This is a genomic window from Dyadobacter sp. UC 10 (genome assembly GCF_008369915.1).
Taxonomy (GTDB): domain Bacteria; phylum Bacteroidota; class Bacteroidia; order Cytophagales; family Spirosomataceae; genus Dyadobacter.
This window is the reverse complement of the sequence record NZ_VSRN01000001.1, coordinates 283,769-304,887: the sequence shown is the minus strand read 5'-3', so window position 1 is coordinate 304,887 and position 21,119 is coordinate 283,769. Positions and strand designations below refer to the sequence as shown.

Annotated in this window: 11 protein-coding genes; 9 read left to right on the top strand and 2 right to left on the bottom strand. The window is 50.0% G+C overall.

Features of this window, described 5'->3' with window-relative positions; genetic code table 11:
• Nucleotides 1-7: 7 nt before the first annotated feature.
• The 9 genes from FXO21_RS01095 to FXO21_RS01055 all read left to right on the top strand — a co-directional run bounded on the left by FXO21_RS01095 (nt 8) and on the right by FXO21_RS01055 (nt 16,142).
• Entirely contained in the window at nt 8-1,063 is a 1,056-nt protein-coding gene (locus tag FXO21_RS01095; protein ID WP_225865518.1) for a glycoside hydrolase family 43 protein, read from the top strand.
• A gap of 1 nt (nt 1,064) precedes the next feature.
• Nucleotides 1,065-2,153, top strand: coding sequence for an endo-1,4-beta-xylanase (locus FXO21_RS01090; protein WP_149638364.1), 1,089 nt, complete (start codon nt 1,065-1,067; stop codon nt 2,151-2,153).
• A 27-nt stretch (nt 2,154-2,180) separates the two neighbouring features.
• Nucleotides 2,181-4,142, top strand: coding sequence for a sialate O-acetylesterase (locus FXO21_RS01085; RefSeq protein ID WP_149638363.1), 1,962 nt, complete (start codon nt 2,181-2,183; stop codon nt 4,140-4,142).
• 17 nt (nt 4,143-4,159) lie between these two features.
• On the top strand, nt 4,160-6,292 hold the full coding sequence (locus FXO21_RS01080) for an alpha-glucuronidase family glycosyl hydrolase (RefSeq protein ID WP_149638362.1): 2,133 nt from the start codon (nt 4,160-4,162) through the stop codon (nt 6,290-6,292).
• 390 nt (nt 6,293-6,682) lie between these two features.
• Nucleotides 6,683-9,802: a SusC/RagA family TonB-linked outer membrane protein gene (locus FXO21_RS01075; protein ID WP_149638361.1), complete on the top strand. Its 3,120-nt coding sequence runs from the start codon at nt 6,683-6,685 to the stop codon at nt 9,800-9,802.
• Nucleotides 9,803-9,820: 18 nt separating this feature from the next.
• The gene (locus FXO21_RS01070; RefSeq protein ID WP_149638360.1) at nt 9,821-11,278 is read left to right on the top strand and encodes a RagB/SusD family nutrient uptake outer membrane protein; all 1,458 of its coding nucleotides are present in this window, start codon (nt 9,821-9,823) and stop codon (nt 11,276-11,278) included.
• 44 nt (nt 11,279-11,322) lie between these two features.
• Nucleotides 11,323-12,777 (top strand): sulfatase family protein, encoded by a 1,455-nt coding sequence (locus tag FXO21_RS01065; protein ID WP_149638359.1) that lies wholly within the window; start codon nt 11,323-11,325, stop codon nt 12,775-12,777.
• Entirely contained in the window at nt 12,777-14,621 is a 1,845-nt protein-coding gene (locus FXO21_RS01060) for a sulfatase family protein (protein ID WP_149638358.1), read from the top strand. Before FXO21_RS01065 ends, FXO21_RS01060 begins: the two co-directional genes overlap by 1 nt.
• A gap of 6 nt (nt 14,622-14,627) precedes the next feature.
• Nucleotides 14,628-16,142: a sulfatase family protein gene (locus FXO21_RS01055; RefSeq protein ID WP_225865517.1), complete on the top strand. Its 1,515-nt coding sequence runs from the start codon at nt 14,628-14,630 to the stop codon at nt 16,140-16,142.
• Nucleotides 16,143-16,293: 151 nt separating this feature from the next.
• Here the strand turns inward: FXO21_RS01055 and FXO21_RS01050 are convergent, their stop codons facing one another.
• Nucleotides 16,294-17,202: an alpha/beta hydrolase gene (locus tag FXO21_RS01050; protein ID WP_149638357.1), complete on the bottom strand. Its 909-nt coding sequence runs from the start codon at nt 17,200-17,202 to the stop codon at nt 16,294-16,296.
• 1 nt (nt 17,203) lies between these two features.
• A complete protein-coding gene (locus FXO21_RS01045; protein ID WP_149638356.1) occupies nt 17,204-21,118 on the bottom strand; it encodes a PVC-type heme-binding CxxCH protein in 3,915 nt (1,304 codons plus the stop codon).
• Nucleotide 21,119 lies beyond the last annotated feature (1 nt).

Here is a 21,119-nt window from a genome sequence, read left to right as displayed (position 1 = left end):
AAATGAAATGATGATAAACCGCAGCTTGCTATTCAATATATCGGCGTCCGTGGTGGCGTTCGGTTTAGGTGTTCAAAATGGTGTTTGTCAGGTTACCAATGTTAAACCATTGGTAACCGACCTGTACACCGCCGACCCTTCGGCCCATGTTTTTAACGGGAAGATTTACATTTATCCATCCCACGACATTGAGGCCGACGTGCCCCAGGACGATGAAGGCGGGCATTTTCAAATGCGCGATTACCACGTCTACTCCATGGACAAGATCGGTGGGAAAGTGACCGATCACGGCGTGGCGCTGGATGTAAAAGATGTGCCCTGGGCCGATAAGCAAATGTGGGCGCCCGACGCAGCATTCAAAAACGGCACCTACTATCTCTATTTTCCCGTAAAAGACAAAGAAGGTGTATTCCGCATGGGTGTGGCAACGAGCAAATCCCCGACCGGCCCATTCAAGGCTGAGCCTGAGCCTATGAAAGGAAGTTACAGCATTGATCCGGCGGTTTTTACGGATACAGATGGTAAAAGTTACATGTATCTGGGAGGCATCTGGGGCGGTCAGCTGCAACGCTGGCATACTGGAAAATATGACAAAACTTTAATGACGGACCTGGGCAAAGGACACGAAAATGAACCCGCATTAAGCGCCAAAGTAGCGGTGATGAGCGATGATATGCTGTCATTCGCGGAGCCTTTGAAAGATGTGCAGATCCTGGATGAAAACGGCAAGCCGATTCTGGCATCCGACAACAAACGCCGCTTTTTCGAAGGCGCCTGGATGCATAAGTATAACGGGAAATATTACTTCTCTTATTCCACGGGTGACTCGCACTTGCTGTGTTATGCAGAAGGAACCAACCCTTACGGTCCGTTTACCTACAAAGGCGTGATTATGAACCCGGTAGAAGGCTGGACAACCCATCATTCGATCGTGGAAGTGCAGGGGAAGTGGTATATTTTCTATCATGACGCGGCACTATCAGGGAAAACGCATTTGCGGAATGTGAAGGTCAGGGAGTTGCTCCGGGATAGCAATGGCGACATTAAAACCATTAATCCTTAACATGGCGAAACTTTCATTATTGATCAGTTGGCTAAAAGCGGTGACGGTTACGGCAGCACTGTTTTCGTCGCACAATATTTTGGCCCAGAAATCGCTCAAAGAAACCTATAAGGATTACTTCCCCATCGGCGTGGCGGTTTCCCCGAGAAGCGTAACCGGCCCGGAAGCGGAACTCATTAAGCAGCAGTTCAACAGCATTACGCCCGAGAATGCGATGAAAATGGGGCCGATCCATCCCGAAAAAGATCGTTATAACTGGATGGGCGCGGATGCGATCGTGGAATTTGGACAGGCAACTGGTATCAAAGTGCGCGGCCATACGCTTTGCTGGCATAACCAAACCCCCAAATGGTTCTTCACGGATTCAACCGGAGCGCAGGTTTCGCGTGAGGAATTATTGTCCCGTTTGAAACAGCATATTACGGATGTGATGACGCATTACAAAGGCAGGATTTACGCCTGGGATGTTGTAAACGAGGCAGTTCCAGACACAGGTAAGGGAATTTACCGGGAATCCAAATTTTACCAGATCATTGGCGAGGACTATATTCAGAAAGCATTTGAATACGCGCATGCTGTTGATCCGGATGCCAGGCTTTTTTACAATGATTACAACACCGAAAATGCCGTAAAGAGGGAGAAAATTTATCAGTTGGTTAAGAAATTGAAAGAGAAAAACGTCCCGATTCACGGGGTAGGATTGCAGGCACATTGGTCCATCTATGAACCCACGCAGGCCGAGCTGGAAAAGTCGATCACACAATTTGCGAGCCTGGGCCTGGCCGTTCAGATCACCGAACTCGACGTTTCGGTACACCCGAAAGAACATGAACGCCGGGAGAGAAAAGCCGGCGATGAAAAAAGCGTTTTTACGCCGGAAATGGAGCAAAAGCAGGCGGCACATTACAAGATGATTTTCGACACATTCAGAAAATACAAAGGCACCATTACCGGCGTGACATTCTGGAATGTTTCAGATAAAACGACCTGGCTGGACAACTTTCCGGTGCCTGGCCGCAAGGATTATCCGCTGCTTTTTGACCAGAATTTTAAACCAAAAAAAGCATTTGACGGCGTCGTGAATTTTTAAAAAGCATTGCTCATTTTCCTTTAACGAATGCGCTTCTTTCAGTTTTTATTGTTGCTTACCGCTCTTTCCGTCCAGGTATTTGCCCAGATTCGTTTGCCGAGGCTGATCTCGGACAATATGGTATTGCAGCGCGACCAGCCGATCACGGTTTGGGGCTGGGCTGCACCGAAAGAAAAGGTAACTGTAATATTCAAAAACAAAACTCGAAGTGCGGTAGCGGGGGCGGACGGAAAATGGTCGATTGAGCTACCCGCGCAGCCTGCCGGGACGGGTTTTGAAATGCTGGTGAAGGGTAAAAATGAAGTCCGAATTAGGAATATTGCCTTTGGGGATGTGTGGCTTTGCAACGGACAAAGCAATATGGTCATTAACATGGAGCGCGTGAAAGAGCGTTTCCCCGAGGATATCGCCAACGCCAATTATCCCGACATCAGGAATTTTTTCATCCCCACATTAATTGATCTCACCGGCCCGCAGCAGGACTTTCCCAATGCGGAATGGAAGGCAGCAAGTCCCAAAGACGTGCTTGGTTTTGGCGCAGTCTCTTACTTTTTTGCCAGAGATCTTTACGACCAATACAAGGTACCGATCGGCATCATTAACAGCTCTGTAGGCGGCACACCTATTGAAGCGTGGATCAGTGAAGGCGGTTATCAGGACTTCGCTGAGATATTAAAGGTTATTGATAAAAACAAAGACACTTCCTATGTGAAATTAAGGAAGCAGGAAGACTTAAAAAATACACCTCAAAAGCCCCGGTCAAACGATCAGGGACTAACCGAACATTGGGAAAGCGAAGCATATCAGCCCAAAGACTGGCGGAATTTCAATATCCCCGGTTATTGGGAAGACCAGGGACTCAAAAATCTGGATGGTGTGGTGTGGTTTCGCAGGGAATTTGAAGTGCCTGACAGCTGGATTGGCAAGCCGGTGAAGCTTTATATGGGGCGCATTGTGGATGCGGATGAAATGTTTGTCAATGGAAAAAGTATCGGGCGGGTAACTTATCAATATCCGCCACGCCGTTACGAAATTCCGGCCGGTTTGCTGAAACCGGGCAAGAATATATTTGTGACACGGGTAACGAATACGGCAGGAAAAGGTGGCTTTGTGTCGGATAAACCCTATTTCATGACTTCCAATGATCAGCAAGTTGATCTGAAAGGGACGTGGCAATATAAGGTCGGACAGGTTTTTGCACCATCAAAAAAGGGCGATAGCATTCACGCGCCTTTTGTCGCCCAAAACCAGCCTGCCGCACTTTACAATGCCATGATCGCACCGGTGCTGCCTGTGAAACTGAGCGGTTTCCTTTGGTATCAGGGCGAGTCGAATGTGAGCGATCCCAAACCGTACAGGGCATTCTTGCCGGCATTGATCAACGACCGGCGCAGGCTTTGGAATGATCAGGGTTTGCCATTTCTGGTGGTCCAGCTTCCTAATTTTCAAGACATTGATTTCATGCCTGCGGAAAGCAATATGGCGCTGCTCCGGGAGGCACAGAATCAGGCGTTAACACTAAAAAATACGGCTGTGACGGTGACGCTGGATCTGGGCGAGTGGAACGATATTCATCCTTTGAACAAAAAAGACATTGGAAAAAGACTGGCATTGTCCGCCAGAAACCTTGCCTACGGCGACAAAAATGTCGTTTACAGCGGCCCGACATTGAAATCTCAAAGCATTGCAGGCGACAAGATCCGCCTGACTTTCGATCACGTCGCCGAAGGCATTCGTTCCCGCGACGGCGAAGCGTTGCGCTGGTTCGCGATTGCGGGGGACGACAAAAAATTCGTTTGGGCCGATGCGCAGATTGTGGGAAAAGATCAGATCGTGTTGTGGAGCGAAAGGATTAAAACGCCCGTATATGTACGTTATGCCTGGCAGGATAATCCCGAAGGAATTAACTTTTATAACTCCGCCAATCTCCCCGCATCGCCGTTTCGGACGGACGGGGATTCAGGGCAAATTATACGCGGAGATAAATAATTTTAGCAGATATCACCATGACCAAAAGCCATTTCTTCCTCTATCTAAGCTGTTTTTTGATCAGCTCGAACTTGCTTACCGCTGATCCGTTGGCCTCTGACGGTGATGATGGATATCGGTTGTGGCTTAGATATGAGCCTGTTAGCGTTGCATCTGTCAAAACGGAATATCTAAAATATACGGCATTTATTGGCCAGTCTGCGAAAAGTGGGATCCTTCAAAGTGCGGCCGGCGAGCTGCAAACGGGATTGCAGAAACTGCTGGGGAAAACAGTGAATGTAACCAATTCAACTGCCGGAAAGTCGGGTGGAATTATCTTAAAAATTGAAACAGGCGCAGATACTACGCACCAAGCCGAGGGTTATAAGATCCAGGTTTCTGAGGGAAATATAATGATTAGTTCAAAATCAGAAAACGGCATACTTTACGGAACATTTGCCTTGCTGCGACATATGCAAATGCAATTGCCTATCAAAGGATTAAGCCTCGCGAGCAGCCCGAAAGTGCGTTACCGGATGCTCAACCACTGGGATAATCCGGACGGGACGATTGAGCGCGGTTACGCAGGTCAATCACTCTGGAAATGGTATGAACTGCCGGAGCGTGTCGACCCGCGTTATGCGGATTATGCGCGGGCAAATGCGTCGTTGGGGATTAACGGAACCGTGCTCAACAATGTCAATGCCAGTGCGCGGTTTATGTCGCAGGAATACATTGTGAAAGTTGCCGCGGTGGCCAATGTGATGCGGAAGTATGGGATCAAAACCTATTTATCAGTGTACTTTGCTGCGCCGAAAACATTGGGCGGACTCAAAACATCCGATCCGCTCGACCCGCAGGTACGTGCCTGGTGGAAAGAAAAGGTCGCGCAGATTTACAGGGAAATCCCTGATTTCGGTGGTTTTTTGGTAAAAGCAAATTCAGAAGGAGAGCCGGGCCCGCAGGATTATGGCCGCACGCACGCCGACGGAGCGAACATGCTTGCCGAAGCATTCAAACCTTACGATGGCATTGTGATCTGGCGGGCGTTTGTTTACAAGGCGGACCCTAATGCGGATCGTTTCAAGGCGGCGTATGAGGAATTTGTACCGCTGGATGGAAAGTTTGATCCCAAAGTGATTGTGCAGGTGAAGAATGGCCCTATTGATTTTCAGCCGCGCGAACCGTTTTCGCCGCTGTTTGGAAATATGCCGAAAACGCCGCTGGGAATGGAGTTTCAGATCACCCAGGAATATCTGGGATTTGCCACGCACGCGGTGTATGAAGCACCTATTTTCAAAGAATGTCTGGATTCGGATACTTATGTGAATGGGGCAGGATCGACCGTAGCAAAGGTTGTCGATGGGAGTTTGCACGGGTATCCGCGGACGCTCATGGCAGGCGTGGCAAACACCGGTAACAGCCGGAACTGGACGGGGCATCCGCTGGCGCAGGCCAATTGGTATGCGTTCGGCAGGCTGAGCTGGGACCATCAGCTGAGTTCTGAGCAAATTGCACAGGAATGGGTTGCGTTGACTTTGACACGAAACCAGAAAGCCGGTGGCCACATTACAGCACTCATGCTGCGATCACGCGAGATTTACGTCGACTATAATACCCCGCTTGGACTTTCACGTCCCTGGATGGGCGTTCACTTTGCGCCCGAACCCTGGCAAAACAAAGGCTCCCGGCCCGATTGGACCGCAGTATACTACCATCGCGCCGATTCAGCAGGACTAGGTTTCGACAGAACAGCATCCGGAAGCAATGCGCTGGCGCAGTACCGGCCGGAAGTGCAAAAGCAGTGGAATAACCCCGACCAAACGCCTCTGCCATATCTGCTATGGTTTCACCACGTGCGCTGGGACAAAAAGTTGAATACGGGCCGAACATTGTGGGAAGAGCTTTGCACCCGCTTTTACACCGGCGCCGACTCTGTTTCCTGGATGCAGCAGCAGTGGGATCTGGCGAAACCGAGTTTGGACACTCAGATTTACACCGATGTGGCCGGGCGATTAAAAGTGCAGCGCAGGGAAGCAACCTGGTGGCGGGACGCCTGGGTGCTGTATTTGCAAACCTTTGCCAAACAACCTATTCCCGCAGGATTCGAACCGCCCAGGCAGACTTTGGAAGACGTTAAGAAGTCTGTAAATGTCTATCTGATCAGATAGGCGGTCTGCTAACTGCTCAGTCCCAAAGTTCCCCAATCAATCCTTACGCACAGGAAAGTCATTCTTACCCAAAATCACCGTCATCACAGTCGGCGTTTATCCTTTCAAGTTCATATTAGCTTGCAAAGATCTCTTGATGCAGGTCCTGTAAAAGGGTGGCTGTTGAAAACGTAAACTTTGCCCAACATTCGCGGCTCGTGCCTTACAGTGATAAGGGTACCAGCCTGGGCATATCTGCGCACGAAAGATTTATTTTTAAAAATTCTTGCTTCAATATTAGGTAAAAAGGCCTTCGAACTCTTTACTTTGTCTATCAACTATATAGAGTTAGCTGCCATTAACCACCAGTGAACAGCCAACCCGGTTATTCTATTTTACTTATTCAAACAAATGGTTACAAAATTACCATCACCCGGGATCGTCAGATCCTATTTGGCAATATTGCTGGTGGCAATCATGTCCTCCCTCGGCGCTTCCGCCCAAACATTCACCATTAAAGGCAAAGTCGTTTCTCCGACCGACCTCTCCGGCGCACCGGGGATCAATGTGATTTTGAAAAACACGACCAATGGAACCACCACCAATGCCGACGGCGCTTACGAAATACAGGCGCCGGAAGGCGGTGTACTGGTGTTTTCAGGGATCGGTTACAGGTCGGGCGAGGTGGCCATTAACGGCCGCTCTACCATCGATATTACGCTGGAAGTGGATACGAAGCAGCTCAATGAAATTGTGGTTGTGGGCTACGGAACGCAGAAAAAAAGCGACGTGACCGGCGCAGTAGGTTCCGTGAAAATGGACCGGGAAATTACGAGCAGGCCCATTGTGGAGCTGGGTCAGGCGTTGTACGGGAAAATTCCGGGCGTGCAGGTTTTGTCCAGCAATGGCCGGCCGGGTACTTCTTCCACGATCCAGATCAGGGGGATCAACTCGGTCTCGGCCAGCAGCTCGCCGCTGATCGTGATCGACGGAATGCCAATCCCGAACTACGATCTGAACCTGCTGAGTGCGGGAGATATCGAGTCCATGGAAGTTTTGAAAGATGCTTCTTCGGCGGCTATTTATGGTTCGCGCGGCGCGAATGGGGTGATTTTGATTACGACCAAAAGCGGGAAAGAAGGCAGGACCAAATTCAGCGTCAACTATTCGTACGGTATCCAGAAAGTGATCGACCGCATTGCCGTAATGAACTCGCGCGAGTATGCCCAGGCTTCCATCGACGCGGCACAAAATGGCTGGATCGAAAGCGGCGGCGACCCGGCTGCACCTAATACGATCGAAGCCCGCAAACAATATAAGTACACCTGGCCTACGGCATTCGATAACCCCGAAAATTTGCAGGATACTGACTGGCAGGACGTCGTTTTCAGGACTGCGCCCATGCAGAAAATCGAGCTGAATGCGAGTGGCGGCAATGCGAAAACAAACTTCATCGTTTCGGCGGGTTATGTGAAGCAAAAAGGCATTGTGATCCATTCGGATTACAAAAAATACACCTTCAACATCAAAGCCAGCTCGCAGATCAAAAAGTGGTTGCAAGTGGGCGGAATGCTCAATGTGGCTTACGATCACGAGAATGAGCCTTATAACCGGACGGTAGAATGGGCGGTGCAATACCCGACCATTTACCCGGTTTACGGAAACAATGGCTTCCTGGGCGCGCCTGCGAATACACCAGGTTTTGAGAAGTACGACGCGATTTTATTCCGTCCGAAAAACGGCCACCCGCTTTATCAGATCACAGACGACATTCAGCACAGGCAGTTCAACAACCTCGGAAATGTCTTTGCGCAGATCGATTTTCTGCCCGGCCTGCGTTTCAGATCGTCGCTTAATTTCTTCTATAACCGCATTGATAACAACAACTATCAGGCGGTTGACCATAACCTCGGGCCGACGTATTATACAGAGGGAATTATGACGGTAAACCAATCGCGCACACTGAATTACACCTCGCAGAACCTGCTTACCTACGACAAAACCTTCAAGGAACATGCGTTCTCCGCACTTGCCGGGATGGAGTATAATAACAATGAATATTACTACACCAACCAGGAAAGGCGGGGTTACGACAATGACCTGATCAAGGCACTGAGCGCTGGAAAGACTGTTTTTCAGGCAGAGGATGACAAGAATAGAAGCATCCTGATCTCCTATTTTTCACGTCTGAATTACACATTCAAAGGCAGGTATTTGCTATCTGCCAGCATTCGGCGTGATGGTTCTTCTCGTTTTGGGCCAAATAATAAATGGGGCGTATTCCCGTCGGTTTCCGGCGGCTGGGTCGTTTCGGACGAAAGCTTTTTAAGCTCCGTAAAACCATTGAACAACCTGAAACTGCGCGCGAGCTACGGCTTCACGGGGAACGACCGTTTTGCTGACTACAAATGGATCGGCGCGATGTCGCAGGGAAGGGTCGCGTTTGGCAATAACCTGGGCACGACTTACTATCCGGGCAGCATTACCAACCCGGACCTGGAATGGGAGCGCACGCAGCAATTCAATGCAGGACTTGATCTGGGTTTGTTCAGCAACCGCATTGTGCTGGAAGCCGACTACTACATTTCAAAATCCGACGGGCTGCTGCTGGACGTACCGGTGCCCATTGTTTCAGGTTTTAACAGTGTTTTCAAAAACATCGGCAAGCTTCAAAACAAAGGACTTGAACTCAATCTGACCACACATAACCTCAAAGGCGCGGTCGGCTGGACTTCGCAGCTGAATTTCTCGCGCAACCGCAATAAATTACTCGCATTGGGCAAAGACAATGCGCCGATGATCTACCAGCCGGGCTTTGGGATGGAGTCGATCAACCAGGTCGGTCAGCCGATTTTCAGCTTCTACGGTTACCAGTATGATGGCGTGTACATGAACCAGGGCCAGATCGACTCCGATCCGTCGCATTATGCATCCGCCAAGCCGGGCGACGGGCGGTATGTGGATATCAACGGCGATGGTGTGCTGAATGCGAAAGACCGAACGATCATCGGTAACTATGCGCCGGATTTTATCTGGGGTTTTACCAATAACCTGACTTACAAAGGGTTTGATCTCAGCGTGTTGATCCAGGGTGTGCAGGGTAGCGACGTGTATGACAACAACATTCACCGCTCCATGCTGTACCACGAAGGCCGGAATTACTACAAGGAAATGACCAACCGCTGGCGGTCGGAGCAGGAGCCGGGCGACGGTTACCATTATAAACTGACGGTGGATCTGGACGGTTATGAGAAAACGGCTTCGAGTTACTGGATTGTGGATGGTTCCTATTTCCGGGTGAAAAGTCTGACAGCCGGCTATACATTCCCGTCCGGGATTTTATCCAAACTGAACCTGGAATCGCTGCGGATTTACGTGAACGGACAAAATCTTTTTACGCATAAAAACGCACCGGTTTTTGATCCCGAAAACTTTAACGGCAGCGCGACCAGTGCCACTGCGCGCGGCGTAACGCATTCTCCGTATCCTTCGGCAAAGGTTTACACATTCGGCGTGAACATTGGTTTTTAACTCAAATCCAAAAAAGAAATGAAGCTTTTTAAAAAACATATATTTTACATTCTCGCCGCATTATCAGCCATTTCGTGCAGCGAAAGCGAGTTGGACCAGTATCCGGAAACGCGGCTTTCGGAAGGGAATTTTTACACCACAGAGGCGCAGATCGTGCAGGCTGTAAACGATGTGTACCGGCAACTGAACCGTTCTTATGCAGCCAGCGGGCTGGTGGATCTGTACGGCGAGCTTTACTCGGACAATACGTATATTGAGTTTTCGGGCGGCTCGACCACTTTCGAGGATGATATCAAAGCATTCAGGATCCAGCCGAACAATGGTCCGATCCAGACTGCGTGGAACAATAGCTATAACTCGGTTTATATCTGCAACAATGCGATCAGTCAGCTTGAAAAAACGACCGTACAGTTTGGCAATCCGGCATTGAAAGACCGCCTGAAAGCAGAAGCTACATTCATCCGCTCGCTCATCTTTTTTAATATGGTCCGGGTTTGGGGAGATATTCCAATGCCGCTGAAAGTAGTGAGTGCCGACGAAAGTTATACGTACCTGCGGGAGAAAAAGGAGACGATTTATCAGCAGATCATCGCCGACCTGAAAGCCAGCAAAGCGGCATTGCCCGAAAAATACGCGGGTGCCGATGTGGGCAGGATTACGAAATACGCGGCAACTGCGATTCTGGCAAAAGTATACCTGACGATCGGCGACAAAACCAACGCGGCAAAAGAACTGAAAGAGATCATCGACAGCCATGTATATTCGCTCGATGCGAATCAGGACGGAAAAGTCAACAGCGCCGACTATGCATTCAACTTTGCGCCGGGTACCAAAAATTCAAAGGAATCGATCCTGGAATTGCAGTTTCTGGCCGGACAAAATGCGGTGAACAGCAATTACCAGCAAACCTACACACCTTACCACTGGGCTTTTCACCTGCCCGGCAGCTCCGAAACTTTCCGTGGCAGCGGGCTGAACAGTCCCACGCCCGACCTGACGAATGAGTTTGAAGCGGCTGATACGGTGCGCAGGAATGTATCGGTATATCCCGGTTATGTGAACCTGGAAACCGGCGCGTTTGTGAAGTATCCATTTACACAAAAATATTACGACCCAAACTGGCGATACCCGGGCCAGAATGTGGAGCTGGTGCGGTATGCGGACGTTCTGCTTTCGTACTCGGAAGCCACCGGGGACGCTTCTTATCTCAACCAGGTGCGGGAACGTGTCGGGCTGCCGGGCTATGGAAAAACGGGTTACCCTGATAAATATTCGACGCTCGCGCTCGCCATTGAACATGAGAGACGGACAGAATTATGCTTTGAGTTTCACCGGTTCTTTGATCTGGTTCGCACGGGCCGCGCGGTGGAGGTTCTGAAGTCAAAAGGATTCAACATTACCGAAAGCAAGTTGCTGTTCCCGATACCGCAGAGTGCCATTGACGTAAATCCGGGGCTGACGCAGAACAGTTATTAATCACCCCGTTTCATTCGTTTTCGTGTTTTTAAATTAAAATAACATTGAAAAAACAACTTGCAAAAATCCTGTTGCTGATTTTCGTACTTGCCGGCAGCTGCGTTAAAACAGCTGCCGCGCAGGCACCTAACATTATTTTCATAATCGGCGATGATATCAGTTGGGACGATATCGGGGCTTACGGAAATAAAAAGATCAAAACGCCGAACCTCGACAAGCTGGCAAAAGACGGGCTGCGGTTTACCAATATGTACCTCACAGCCAGCTCGTGCAGCCCGAGCCGGAGCAGCATTCTCACGGGGCGTTATCCGCATAATACCGGAGCGGCCGAGCTGCACGCACCTTTGCCGGCGCATTTGAAATATTTCCCGGAATTGCTCAAACAGCAGGGTTACTTTTCTGCGTTGGTCGGGAAATGGCACGAAGGCCCGAACACGCGGAGGGCTTACGATACGCTGCTGGTGGACCGGAAAGCCAATGGCGAAGGCGGCGAATTGCAATGGAACAATCTGCTGAAAGCCAGGCCGAAAGATAAACCATTCTTCTTCTGGCTCGCGCCATTTGATGCGCACCGGCCCTGGTCTGCGAAGACCGATGGCTCGCAGCACAATCCTGAAAGTGACGTTATTGTCCCGCCGACGCTGGTGGACACGAAGGAAACGCGGCAGGATCTGGCTTTTTACTACAATGAGATTTCACAGCTGGACAGGTATGTCGGCGAGTTGCGGCAGGAGCTGGAAAGGCAGGGAATTGCAGAAAACACACTCATTATCTTCACAGCCGACAACGGCAGACCGTTTCCGGGCAGCAAAACGCGGCTGTACGATGCGGGTGTAAAAACGCCATTTATCGTGAGCTGGCCTGCCGGGATCAAAGGCGGGCAGGTTTGTGAAAGTCTGATCAGCAGCATTGATATTGCCCCTACGTTACTGGAATTGGCGGGCGTCAAACCTGCGGAAACGATCCAGGGTACCAGCTTTGCGGCGCTGTTTAAATCGCCGGAAAAAGCATTTCGCAAATACGTTTTTGCCGAACATAACTGGCACGATTACGCGGCCTACGAACGCTCGGTGCGGAGTAAGGATTTTTTGTATATCATTAATAAAAGACCTGATTGGGACAATGCAGGTCCGATCGACGCCAACCAAAGTCCTTCCGCCAAAGCACTGAAAGCCACAAAAGCGAGCGGTAAGCTGACCGTTTTGCAAAACGACGCGCTGCTCAAGCCTCGGCCCGCGGAGGAGTTTTTCGATAACCAAAAAGATCCGCTGCAAATGAAAAACGAAGTCACCAACAAAGCTTACGCCGCCCATGTAAGCGAGCTCCGGCGCATTCTCAAGCAATGGCAGGACGAAACCGGCGACACGGAACCTGCAAACCTCACGCCCGACTGGTACGACCGCGAAACCGGCGAGCCGACAGCCAGCAAAGACAAACGCGGTGAAATGCCGGGAGCCGCCAAAAAAGCAGATCACATTCATCTTAAAGGCCCTTTTTAATGAAAATTTCTTTTCAAAGATTAATATTTCTGATGACGCTTGCTTTAACAACGGTTAAAGCGCAGCAGCAGGACAAACCTGTCCAGGATCGACCCAACATTCTCTGGATTGTCAGCGAAGATAACAGTCCGTTTTTAGGTGCATACGGCGACAAATACGCCACTACGCCCAATCTCGACAAATTTGCGACGCAAGGCGTTTTGTATAAAAATGCCTTTGCAACTGCGCCAGTCTGCGCGCCTTCGCGATCCACATTGATTACAGGAATGTACCCGCCTTCATTGGGCACCGAGCACATGCGGAGCACTTACCCGGTTCCGGATTTTGTCAAATTTTTTCCACGATATCTGCGCGAGGCGGGGTATTACACAACCAATAATGCCAAGAAGGATTACAACACGATTGATCAGACGGAAGCCTGGGATGAATCCAGTGGAAAAGCTACTTACAAAAACCGTAAGCCCGGCCAGCCGTTTTTCGCCGTTTTTAACCTCAATGTTTCCCACGAAAGCGGTATTCATACTTCGGTACCGACCGAAAAGTTGAAGCACGATCCTGAAAAAGCGCCGTTACCGCCTTACCATCCCAAAACGGCAGAAATGAAGCACGATTGGGCGCAGTATTATGATAAGATAGAGGAAATGGACAGGCAATTCGGGGCGCTTTTGAAAGAACTCGACGAACAGGGTTTGGCCGGCAACACGATCGTTTTTTATTACGCAGACAATGGCGGTATCCTCGGCCGCAGCAAACGATTTGTATACGAATCGGGCCTGCGCGTGCCATTAATTATCCATGTTCCTGAAAAGTTCGCAGCCCTGGCGCCCGGAAAGCCTGGCACTCAAACTGACCGCATCGTAACGTTCCTGGATTTTGCGCCAAGTATTTTGAGCCTGGCGGGACTTGAAATACCTGCCTACATGCAGGGAAAAGCCTTTTTGGGGAAACAGCAGGTAAAAGAACGCGACTATGCGTACGGGTTTCGCGGGAGAATGGACGAGCGTACCGATCTTTCGCGGACTGTCCGGGACAAAAAGTTCAGGTACATCCGCAACTATCTTCCACATAAAATCTACGCGCAGCATCTGGAATATTTATGGAAAGCGCCTTCGATGCCATCCTGGGAGGCTGAGTTCAAAGCGGGCCGGCTGAATGAAGATCAGTCCAGATTTTGGCAGGAAAAACCTGCCGAGGAACTTTTTGACGTAGAAAATGACCCGCACAACATTCATAACCTGGCCGCCGATCCCAGGTACAAAACTACCCTGGCGAAACTGCGGGAAGTAAACCACAACTGGCTGATCGAATCCAAAGATGTGGGCTTTATTCCGGAGGCACTTCTTAGTAAAATCTCCGAAACCACGCCGCTTTACGATTATGCAAAGAGTGGAAGATACGATTTGAAACGAGTTGTAGAAACGGCTGAAATCGCGTCTTCACGTGACAAATCGAAGTTGAGTGAGATTACAAAAAGGCTGGGTGACAAAGATCCGGTGGTTCGTTACTGGGCTGTAATCGGCACTATTGTACTGAAAAATGATGCGGCTTCTGCTAAAAGCAAACTCCTCACATTGCTCAGCGATCCCGAAATAGCGGTGCGTATCGCGGCCGCCGAGTCGCTGCTTGCATTGGGAGAAACCGATAAGCCGGTACAAACACTGAGTGAGGCACTGACCGACAAAAACCAGATGGCGCGGGTACAGGCATTGAATGTGCTGGAAACGATCGGACTGAAAGCACAGCCGGCAGTAGCCAATGTAAAATCACTTTTGAAAGAAAACCAGAAGGATTCGGATTACGATGTGCGGGCGGCGAAACAGATTTTGGAACAACTCAATAAATAGGGTAGTATGTTGAAAATCAATATCTTGTCTGCTCTGCTGATGGCCGCGGCGGTAGGGCTTTCAGCAAGCAAAAGCAAACCAGCGGCTGATAAACGGCCCAATATTCTCTTTGTTATTTCCGACGATCAATCTTACCCTTACGCTGGCGCATATGGCGACAAAGCTGCGCGTACGCCGCATTTCGACCGGGTTGCGCGGGAGGGGGTTTTATTCAACAATGCATTCGCGGCCTCGCCGGGTTGCAGTCCGTCACGTGCTGCTTTGCTGACGGGCCTGAACTGCTGGCAGATCAAAGAAGCGGGCACACACGCCAGCAGCTTTCCTGCCGAATTCCAGGTCTTTCCCGACCTGCTTGAAAAGGCTGGGTATGCAGTTGGTTTTACAGGAAAAGGCTGGGGGCCGGGCGATTTCAAAGCTTCGGGAAGAAGCAGAAATCCTGCCGGGAATGCATATCTGGCCAAAAAACATCAGAGCCCGAAAGGTATCTCGGATGTAGACTACGCGGAGAACTTCAAGGATTTTTTCAAACAAAAAGGGGCTGACAAACCATTCTTTTTCTGGCTTGGAACCCACGAGCCGCACCGCACTTACCAGAAAGGAATCGGTGCGGCAAACGGATTTGAGACCGACAAAGTACAGGTACCGCCTTTTCTCCCTGACCTACCCGAAGTTCGCAATGATATTCTCGACTATTTGTATGAGATTCAATGGTTTGACTCACAGTTGGGGAAGGTGATCGCCCAGCTCGAACAAGCCGGGGAGCTGGACAATACACTGATCGTCGTGACGGCGGATAACGGAATGTCGTTCCCGCGCGCGAAGGCCAATGTATATGAATATGGCATTCATGTGCCGCTGGCTGTGCGTTGGGGAAGTGAGATCCGCAAAGGTGTGGTGGCAAAGGATGTGGTCAGTCTGGTGGATCTGTATGCGACATTTCTGGAAGTAGGAAAAGCAAGTTTACCACCTTACAGGACTGAGAGCAAGAGTTTGGTGACGCTGCTAAAAACGGGTAAAGCGCAACGCACCACTGCCTTTTCGTCGCGCGAGCGGCATTCGTCATCACGTTACAACAACCTGGGTTATCCACAAAGAAGCATCCGGACCGACAGGTATCTGTATATCCGGAACTATAAACCCGAACGCTGGCCAGCAGGTGACCCCACCAGGCTGGATTCAGACGGAAAGCTGGAACCTGTCAACACCGCATTTCACGATATCGACGAATCGGCAGATAACATTGTAATCCGCGAATGGCAGAATCCTGAAATCACGCCCTTCTTCCACCTGGCAACGGACAAGCGGCCGGCCGAAGAATTTTACGATATCATCAAAGATCCGGGCTGTTTGAAAAACCGGATCAATGATCAAAATCTGGCCTCGCAGGTTAGTAAACTTCGGGATGAATTGAAAAGCTATCAGCTCGCCACGAAAGACCCGCGTGAAACGGGCAATGGTGATTATCTGGAGTCTTTTCCAAGGTTGAATGGAGAGATACGGAATTTTCCGAAGTCGCCTTAATCAGTTGAATATGCTATCGGTTTGCCAAAGATGAAGGTAGGGTGATCGAGCTTTTGTCTGACGTTACAAAATAGAAGCGGCATGCTTTGAAAACTCACTATTTCGATCCCAGATTTATTGTCGTAGCCGATGGAGTGGGAGGGTTAAAAATCTAATTGAGCGTCTTCATCCATTCCGCAACTCTCCCAAACCACTCCTGAAATGAAGGGTAGCTCAAAAATCCATGCTCACCTTTGGAATAAATGTGCAGCGCGCCGCTGACGCCGTTTTTGTTGAGTGCTTTGTAAAATTCAATGCTATTGGAAACAGGAACTACTACATCTGCGCCGGAATGCACCAGGAAGGCAGGGGGCGTATTTTTAGTAATTTGAAGTTCATTCGAAAATAAACGGATCTTTTCGGGCTTTGCATTTTTGCCTAATAAATTATCCCGCGAACCTATGTGCCCGGTGCTATCATTGAAACTGATAACGGGATTGATCAAAATCATGAAGTCGGGGCGAAGGCTGGTTTTTCCTGCTTCATCCACATAGCGCGTTTCGAAATGCGTTCCGGCGGTGGAAGCGAGGTGGCCTCCCGCGGAAAATCCCATGATGCCTATTTTGGCGGGATCAATTCCAAATTCTGCTGCACGCGCTCTGACGGTTTTGATGGCTTGCTGCGCATCCTGGATCGGCCCGATGGACTGATCTTTCATGATCTTGCTGTCTGGTAATCTGTATTTCACGACAAATGCGGCGATGCCCAGCTTGTTGAATGCGCGGGCCACATCGCTTCCCTCGCGCTTGATCAGTAAGGTGCCGTAGCCGCCTCCCGGGCAGATGATAACCGCCGTTCCGGTTGCTATTTCTTTGGTGGGTAAAAAAATGGTAAGACCCGGAACCGAGACTTTTGACGTAAGGGAATCCACGGATGCATTGGCAGCGTGGATTTCCTGGTTCGGCCCCGAAATTGAATTCGGGACCGTTCCGGGATAGAGGTTGATGTAGGTTTGCGCAATGCTTTCGATGCTTGCAAAAAGAATTCCCGCAGCGAACAAAGTCCGTTTTAGTTTTGACATGTTACGGTACTTTGGAGTCGGTAACCGTCAAAATTCCCTGCATCACGCGCCAGTGGCCTGGGAATGAACATATAAAAGGATATTCTCCTGGCTGGGCCGGGGCTTTGAATTCCAGCCGGAAGCTTTTTCCTGAATTAACCAGGGGTGTTGCGAATAAAACGTCCGGCGTCGAAGGCACGAAATTCTTTTCAAAACCATCCTTCAAGCTCGCCATCGCATCCGCCGCTTCTCCCACTTTCTCGGCTGTGCCCGGCTTGACGATCACCACATTATGCGGCATTAGATCAGGGTTTTCAAAGACCAATGTTACTGCTCTTCCGGCAGGGACGGTCAATGCTTTTTTGTCAAAAGCCATTTTGGCTTCAATGGCAACGAGCTTAATTTCAATCGTACCCATATTTTCCAGCATCGAAAGCACATCCTTTTTGTCCTTTTCCGGCATGTAATACACCAGATTTTTCATCGTCGTAATGGCGGTGGCAAATGCCGGCGAGTTTTGAACAGACTCTGGTGTGGTGTTCAACGACGCTATGAAATCCTTGGTATTCTGCGTTTTAGCTGGGTTTTCTATGGTCATTCTCATCAGCAATGGATAGGCAGCGGCAGGCTCTCTGGCGGTCAGCTCTTTTACTTTTGTATAAAAAGAAGCTCTTAAATCTCCGCTATTCAGCATGGAGATCCCGCTCAGGAACGCCGCCGGTTTCTCCTGAATTGCTTTTTGCAAAGATGGATCCGATTGCCCGGCGGTGATCAGGGCCGCAAAGCCAGTAGCCTGCATGACCCGGCTCGTGTCTGCATTGATCAGTTTTGTCAATTCTGCCTGACTCTGCTTTAATTCTGCGGGCTCAGTAGTTAATAGTAATTTAATAAGTTCCTGTTGCGCAGCACTTTGCTGACTTGATAACCTGCTCTTTTCTTCCTCCCTGATCGCTGCCAGCAGCACATTTACTTTGCCCGTTTTTTGCTCTCTGGCAAGGATGCTTACTGCTTCCTGTTTTTTTGCAGCGTTAATATCGGGGCGCGTCAGCATGGCTGTGCGTACCTCGGGAGTTTGCGGCAACGAGGCGAGTTCCTGTGCATTGGCCAATTTCAGAACATAACGGGCGGCTTTTTTATCGAAACTTTTGCCTTGCTTCATCCCCGCCAGCCAGATCGGTTTCAAAAACCTGAACGTCTCATGTACCGCATAATCCATATAATAATCAGTTGGATATTTGAAAATATCCGTCGCTGCGGTTACGGCCTGTTCGGAATTGAAAAAGCTCAGTGCGACCACTGCCTCAATCCTTACCCGCGCCGATTCGTCATTGATACGGGCTCGCATCAGTTCCAGCGACCCGGGAATGCGGTCGTGCCAGTAGAGGAGCAATTTAGTGGCTGCGGCGCGCGCCTGAGGCTCTTTTGCATTAAGTAATGTCTTTAAAATGTTGGGTTCAACTACATTGAAATCCTGATAAAGCCACAAACCTTCTAGCAAATTGTGCTCATATTGCGGGTCATTCTTATCCAATGCCGCTACCCATTTTTTCAGTTCCGGTAAAACTTCCGCCGCTTTCTTTTCCCGGATCTGCGCCCGCGAACGATAGCGGAAACGGTCTTCGTAGGCTTTTAAATTATCGAGCAATTGCGGAATGCTTTGCTTTGACACATCGGTTACTTTCAATGCAGGCTTGCCTTTGTAAGTAATCCGCCAAACGCGGCCGTGCGATTTGTCCCGGGCCGGGTCGCGCGGTGGATTTTCTCCGTGCGAGATCAGCGGGTTGTACCAATCCACAATGTATAAACCGCCGTCCGGGCCGAATTCAATGTCGATCGGACGGAAGTTGGGGTCTTCGGATTGCAGGATCGCTTCTACTTCCTTACTGCCGATCCCCGAGCCGCGCGGGATGATCCGGTGCTGTTTCGTGCCCTGGAATCCAATGTTATTGTTGACCAAAAAATCACCCTGAACCTCATCCGGAAATTGCCTGCTGGAAACAATTTCAATGCCCGCAGTGGGCCTTACGCGCGTTTCCGTAAACATTTCAATACGCGGATGTTTGTCGGGATACGTGACATTTCCGGTCATCGGCGGAGCGAAATAATTGGAGCCGTCCGAGGCGTCACCGATCAAATGCATGCCCCATTTATCAAACACACTTCCCCACGGATTGTAATAAGGATAGGAAATATAATGTGTGAGTTTGGCCGTGCGCGGCTCGTAGCGATAAGTCGCGCCGGCATAGGAGCGGATCGGGCCATAAGGCGTTTCCACCTGCGAATTCAGGAAGGTTCCTTCATTGAAATACAAAGCACCATCCTGCCCGAATGTGAATGCGTGCGTGGCGTGATGGCTGTCTTCGGAGCCAAAACCGGTCAGTACCACTTCGCGGAAATCCGCTTTGTCGTCGCCGTCGGTGTCTTTTAAAAACACAATATCCGGCTCCTGGGACACATAAACGCCGCCGTCGCCAAACTCGAATCCGAGCGGTAGGTAAAGATCATCCGCAAAAACGGTGTGTTTATCGGCCTTACCATCCGCGTCGGTATCTTCCAGGATCACAATTTTGTCATGGACCGGGATGCCGGGGAAATATTGCGGGTAGGTGGGCATAGTCGCCACCCAAAGCCTGCCGCGCGCGTCGAAGTTCATGGCTACCGGTTTTTCAATCGGAAAGTCCTTTTCGGAGGCAAAAAGATTGATTTCGTAACCTTCCGGCAGCTTGAATTTATCGGTTGTTGCCGGCCACAATTTTTCGTGATGCGCATGCGCGGCTGCTTTCGCGGCCTCGCCTTGCCGGCCTGTCATCGGAATGTCGGGTATCAGCATAGGATCGACCGGTTTGCCGCGCCTGTCGACGATTTCAATGGCCTTTTTATAAGCTTCCGCCCCATTGCTTTTCCCCATTTCCCAGATCACCGAATCCAGCGATGCCGTCATCTGGTTTATTTTCCGAAGCTCCGGCGGAAACGCGATCACGCCAAAAGGTTCTCTTCTGCGGCCATAAATGTACTCGCCGTTCACAGCGCGCCAGCGGTAAAAGAAATGGTCATCCTTCATCTTGATCACCGCCAAAAGCTTTTTGCTGTTTTCGGTATTCAGGTCAGGCATTTTCCCAAAACCCAGCGATTGTCCCATCCATTCAGCAGCGAGCCTGTAACCCTGGCCGGTCAGGTGAATGCCGTTAATGGTCAGTTTTGGTTGTGCGTTTTGCTTCATTTTGGCTAATGAAGGCGCGAAGAGATCGATGAAATACAGCCCTTTTGCGGAAGCTGTTTTTTGCATGGCTTTCGTGTACAATTCCAGATTTTTATTGTGCTCGGCCGGATTTGGAAAATTCACGCCCAACGCTTCATGCGCGATCGGGGAGACGAGCACCAGGGCAGGAGCCGAGCGGCCATTGTATTGATTCTTTTGCAGGTTTTGAATAAATGCATTCAGGTCTTTTTCAAATTGCGGCAAGCCCGCAGGACCTTTAAATGCTTCATTCATCCCAAAACAAAGGAAGATCATGTCCGCTTTCTGGTCGTAAAGATCCTGGTTCAGCCCTTCGAAATTGAGCGGGACTGGCATTACAATGCGCTCGCCTTCGTGGGTAAATCCCTGGAACTTCACTTCCTTCTGGCCCTCGGTCAACCTTGTTGTTTTTTCTCCAAAACCCGGAAAATTGAGCGGGCGGGGCTGTAATCCCACCTCGTCGGCGCTCCATCCCATATTCCGCATGGTGAGCTGCTTGCCCGGGAAATTTTTCTGAAGTAATGTTTCAAAATAGCCATAGTGGCGCATCCGGTCGGCAAATGTGTTGCCGAGCAGGATGATATGGTCGCCATTTTTGGGTGTAAATCCGGGGTTGGGTGCTTGCGCATTTGCCGGTTTGAATAGCGGAACTGACAGAAAAACGATGGCCAGCAGGATATGCTCAAATTTGGACTTCATA

Bases quoted from the DNA above. Each gene is read 5' to 3' on its own strand.
- FXO21_RS01095 (WP_225865518.1), top strand. From the start codon at position 8: ATGATGATAAACCGCAGCTTGCTATTCAATATATCGGCGTCCGTGGTG.
- FXO21_RS01080 (WP_149638362.1), top strand. From the start codon at position 4,160: ATGACCAAAAGCCATTTCTTCCTCTATCTAAGCTGTTTTTTGATCAGC.
- FXO21_RS01090 (WP_149638364.1), top strand. From the start codon at position 1,065: ATGGCGAAACTTTCATTATTGATCAGTTGGCTAAAAGCGGTGACGGTT.
- FXO21_RS01055 (WP_225865517.1), top strand. From the start codon at position 14,628: ATGTTGAAAATCAATATCTTGTCTGCTCTGCTGATGGCCGCGGCGGTA.
- FXO21_RS01060 (WP_149638358.1), top strand. From the start codon at position 12,777: ATGAAAATTTCTTTTCAAAGATTAATATTTCTGATGACGCTTGCTTTA.
- FXO21_RS01070 (WP_149638360.1), top strand. From the start codon at position 9,821: ATGAAGCTTTTTAAAAAACATATATTTTACATTCTCGCCGCATTATCA.
- FXO21_RS01075 (WP_149638361.1), top strand. From the start codon at position 6,683: ATGGTTACAAAATTACCATCACCCGGGATCGTCAGATCCTATTTGGCA.
- FXO21_RS01050 (WP_149638357.1), bottom strand. From the start codon at position 17,202: ATGTCAAAACTAAAACGGACTTTGTTCGCTGCGGGAATTCTTTTTGCA.
- FXO21_RS01085 (WP_149638363.1), top strand. From the start codon at position 2,181: ATGCGCTTCTTTCAGTTTTTATTGTTGCTTACCGCTCTTTCCGTCCAG.
- FXO21_RS01045 (WP_149638356.1), bottom strand. From the start codon at position 21,118: ATGAAGTCCAAATTTGAGCATATCCTGCTGGCCATCGTTTTTCTGTCA.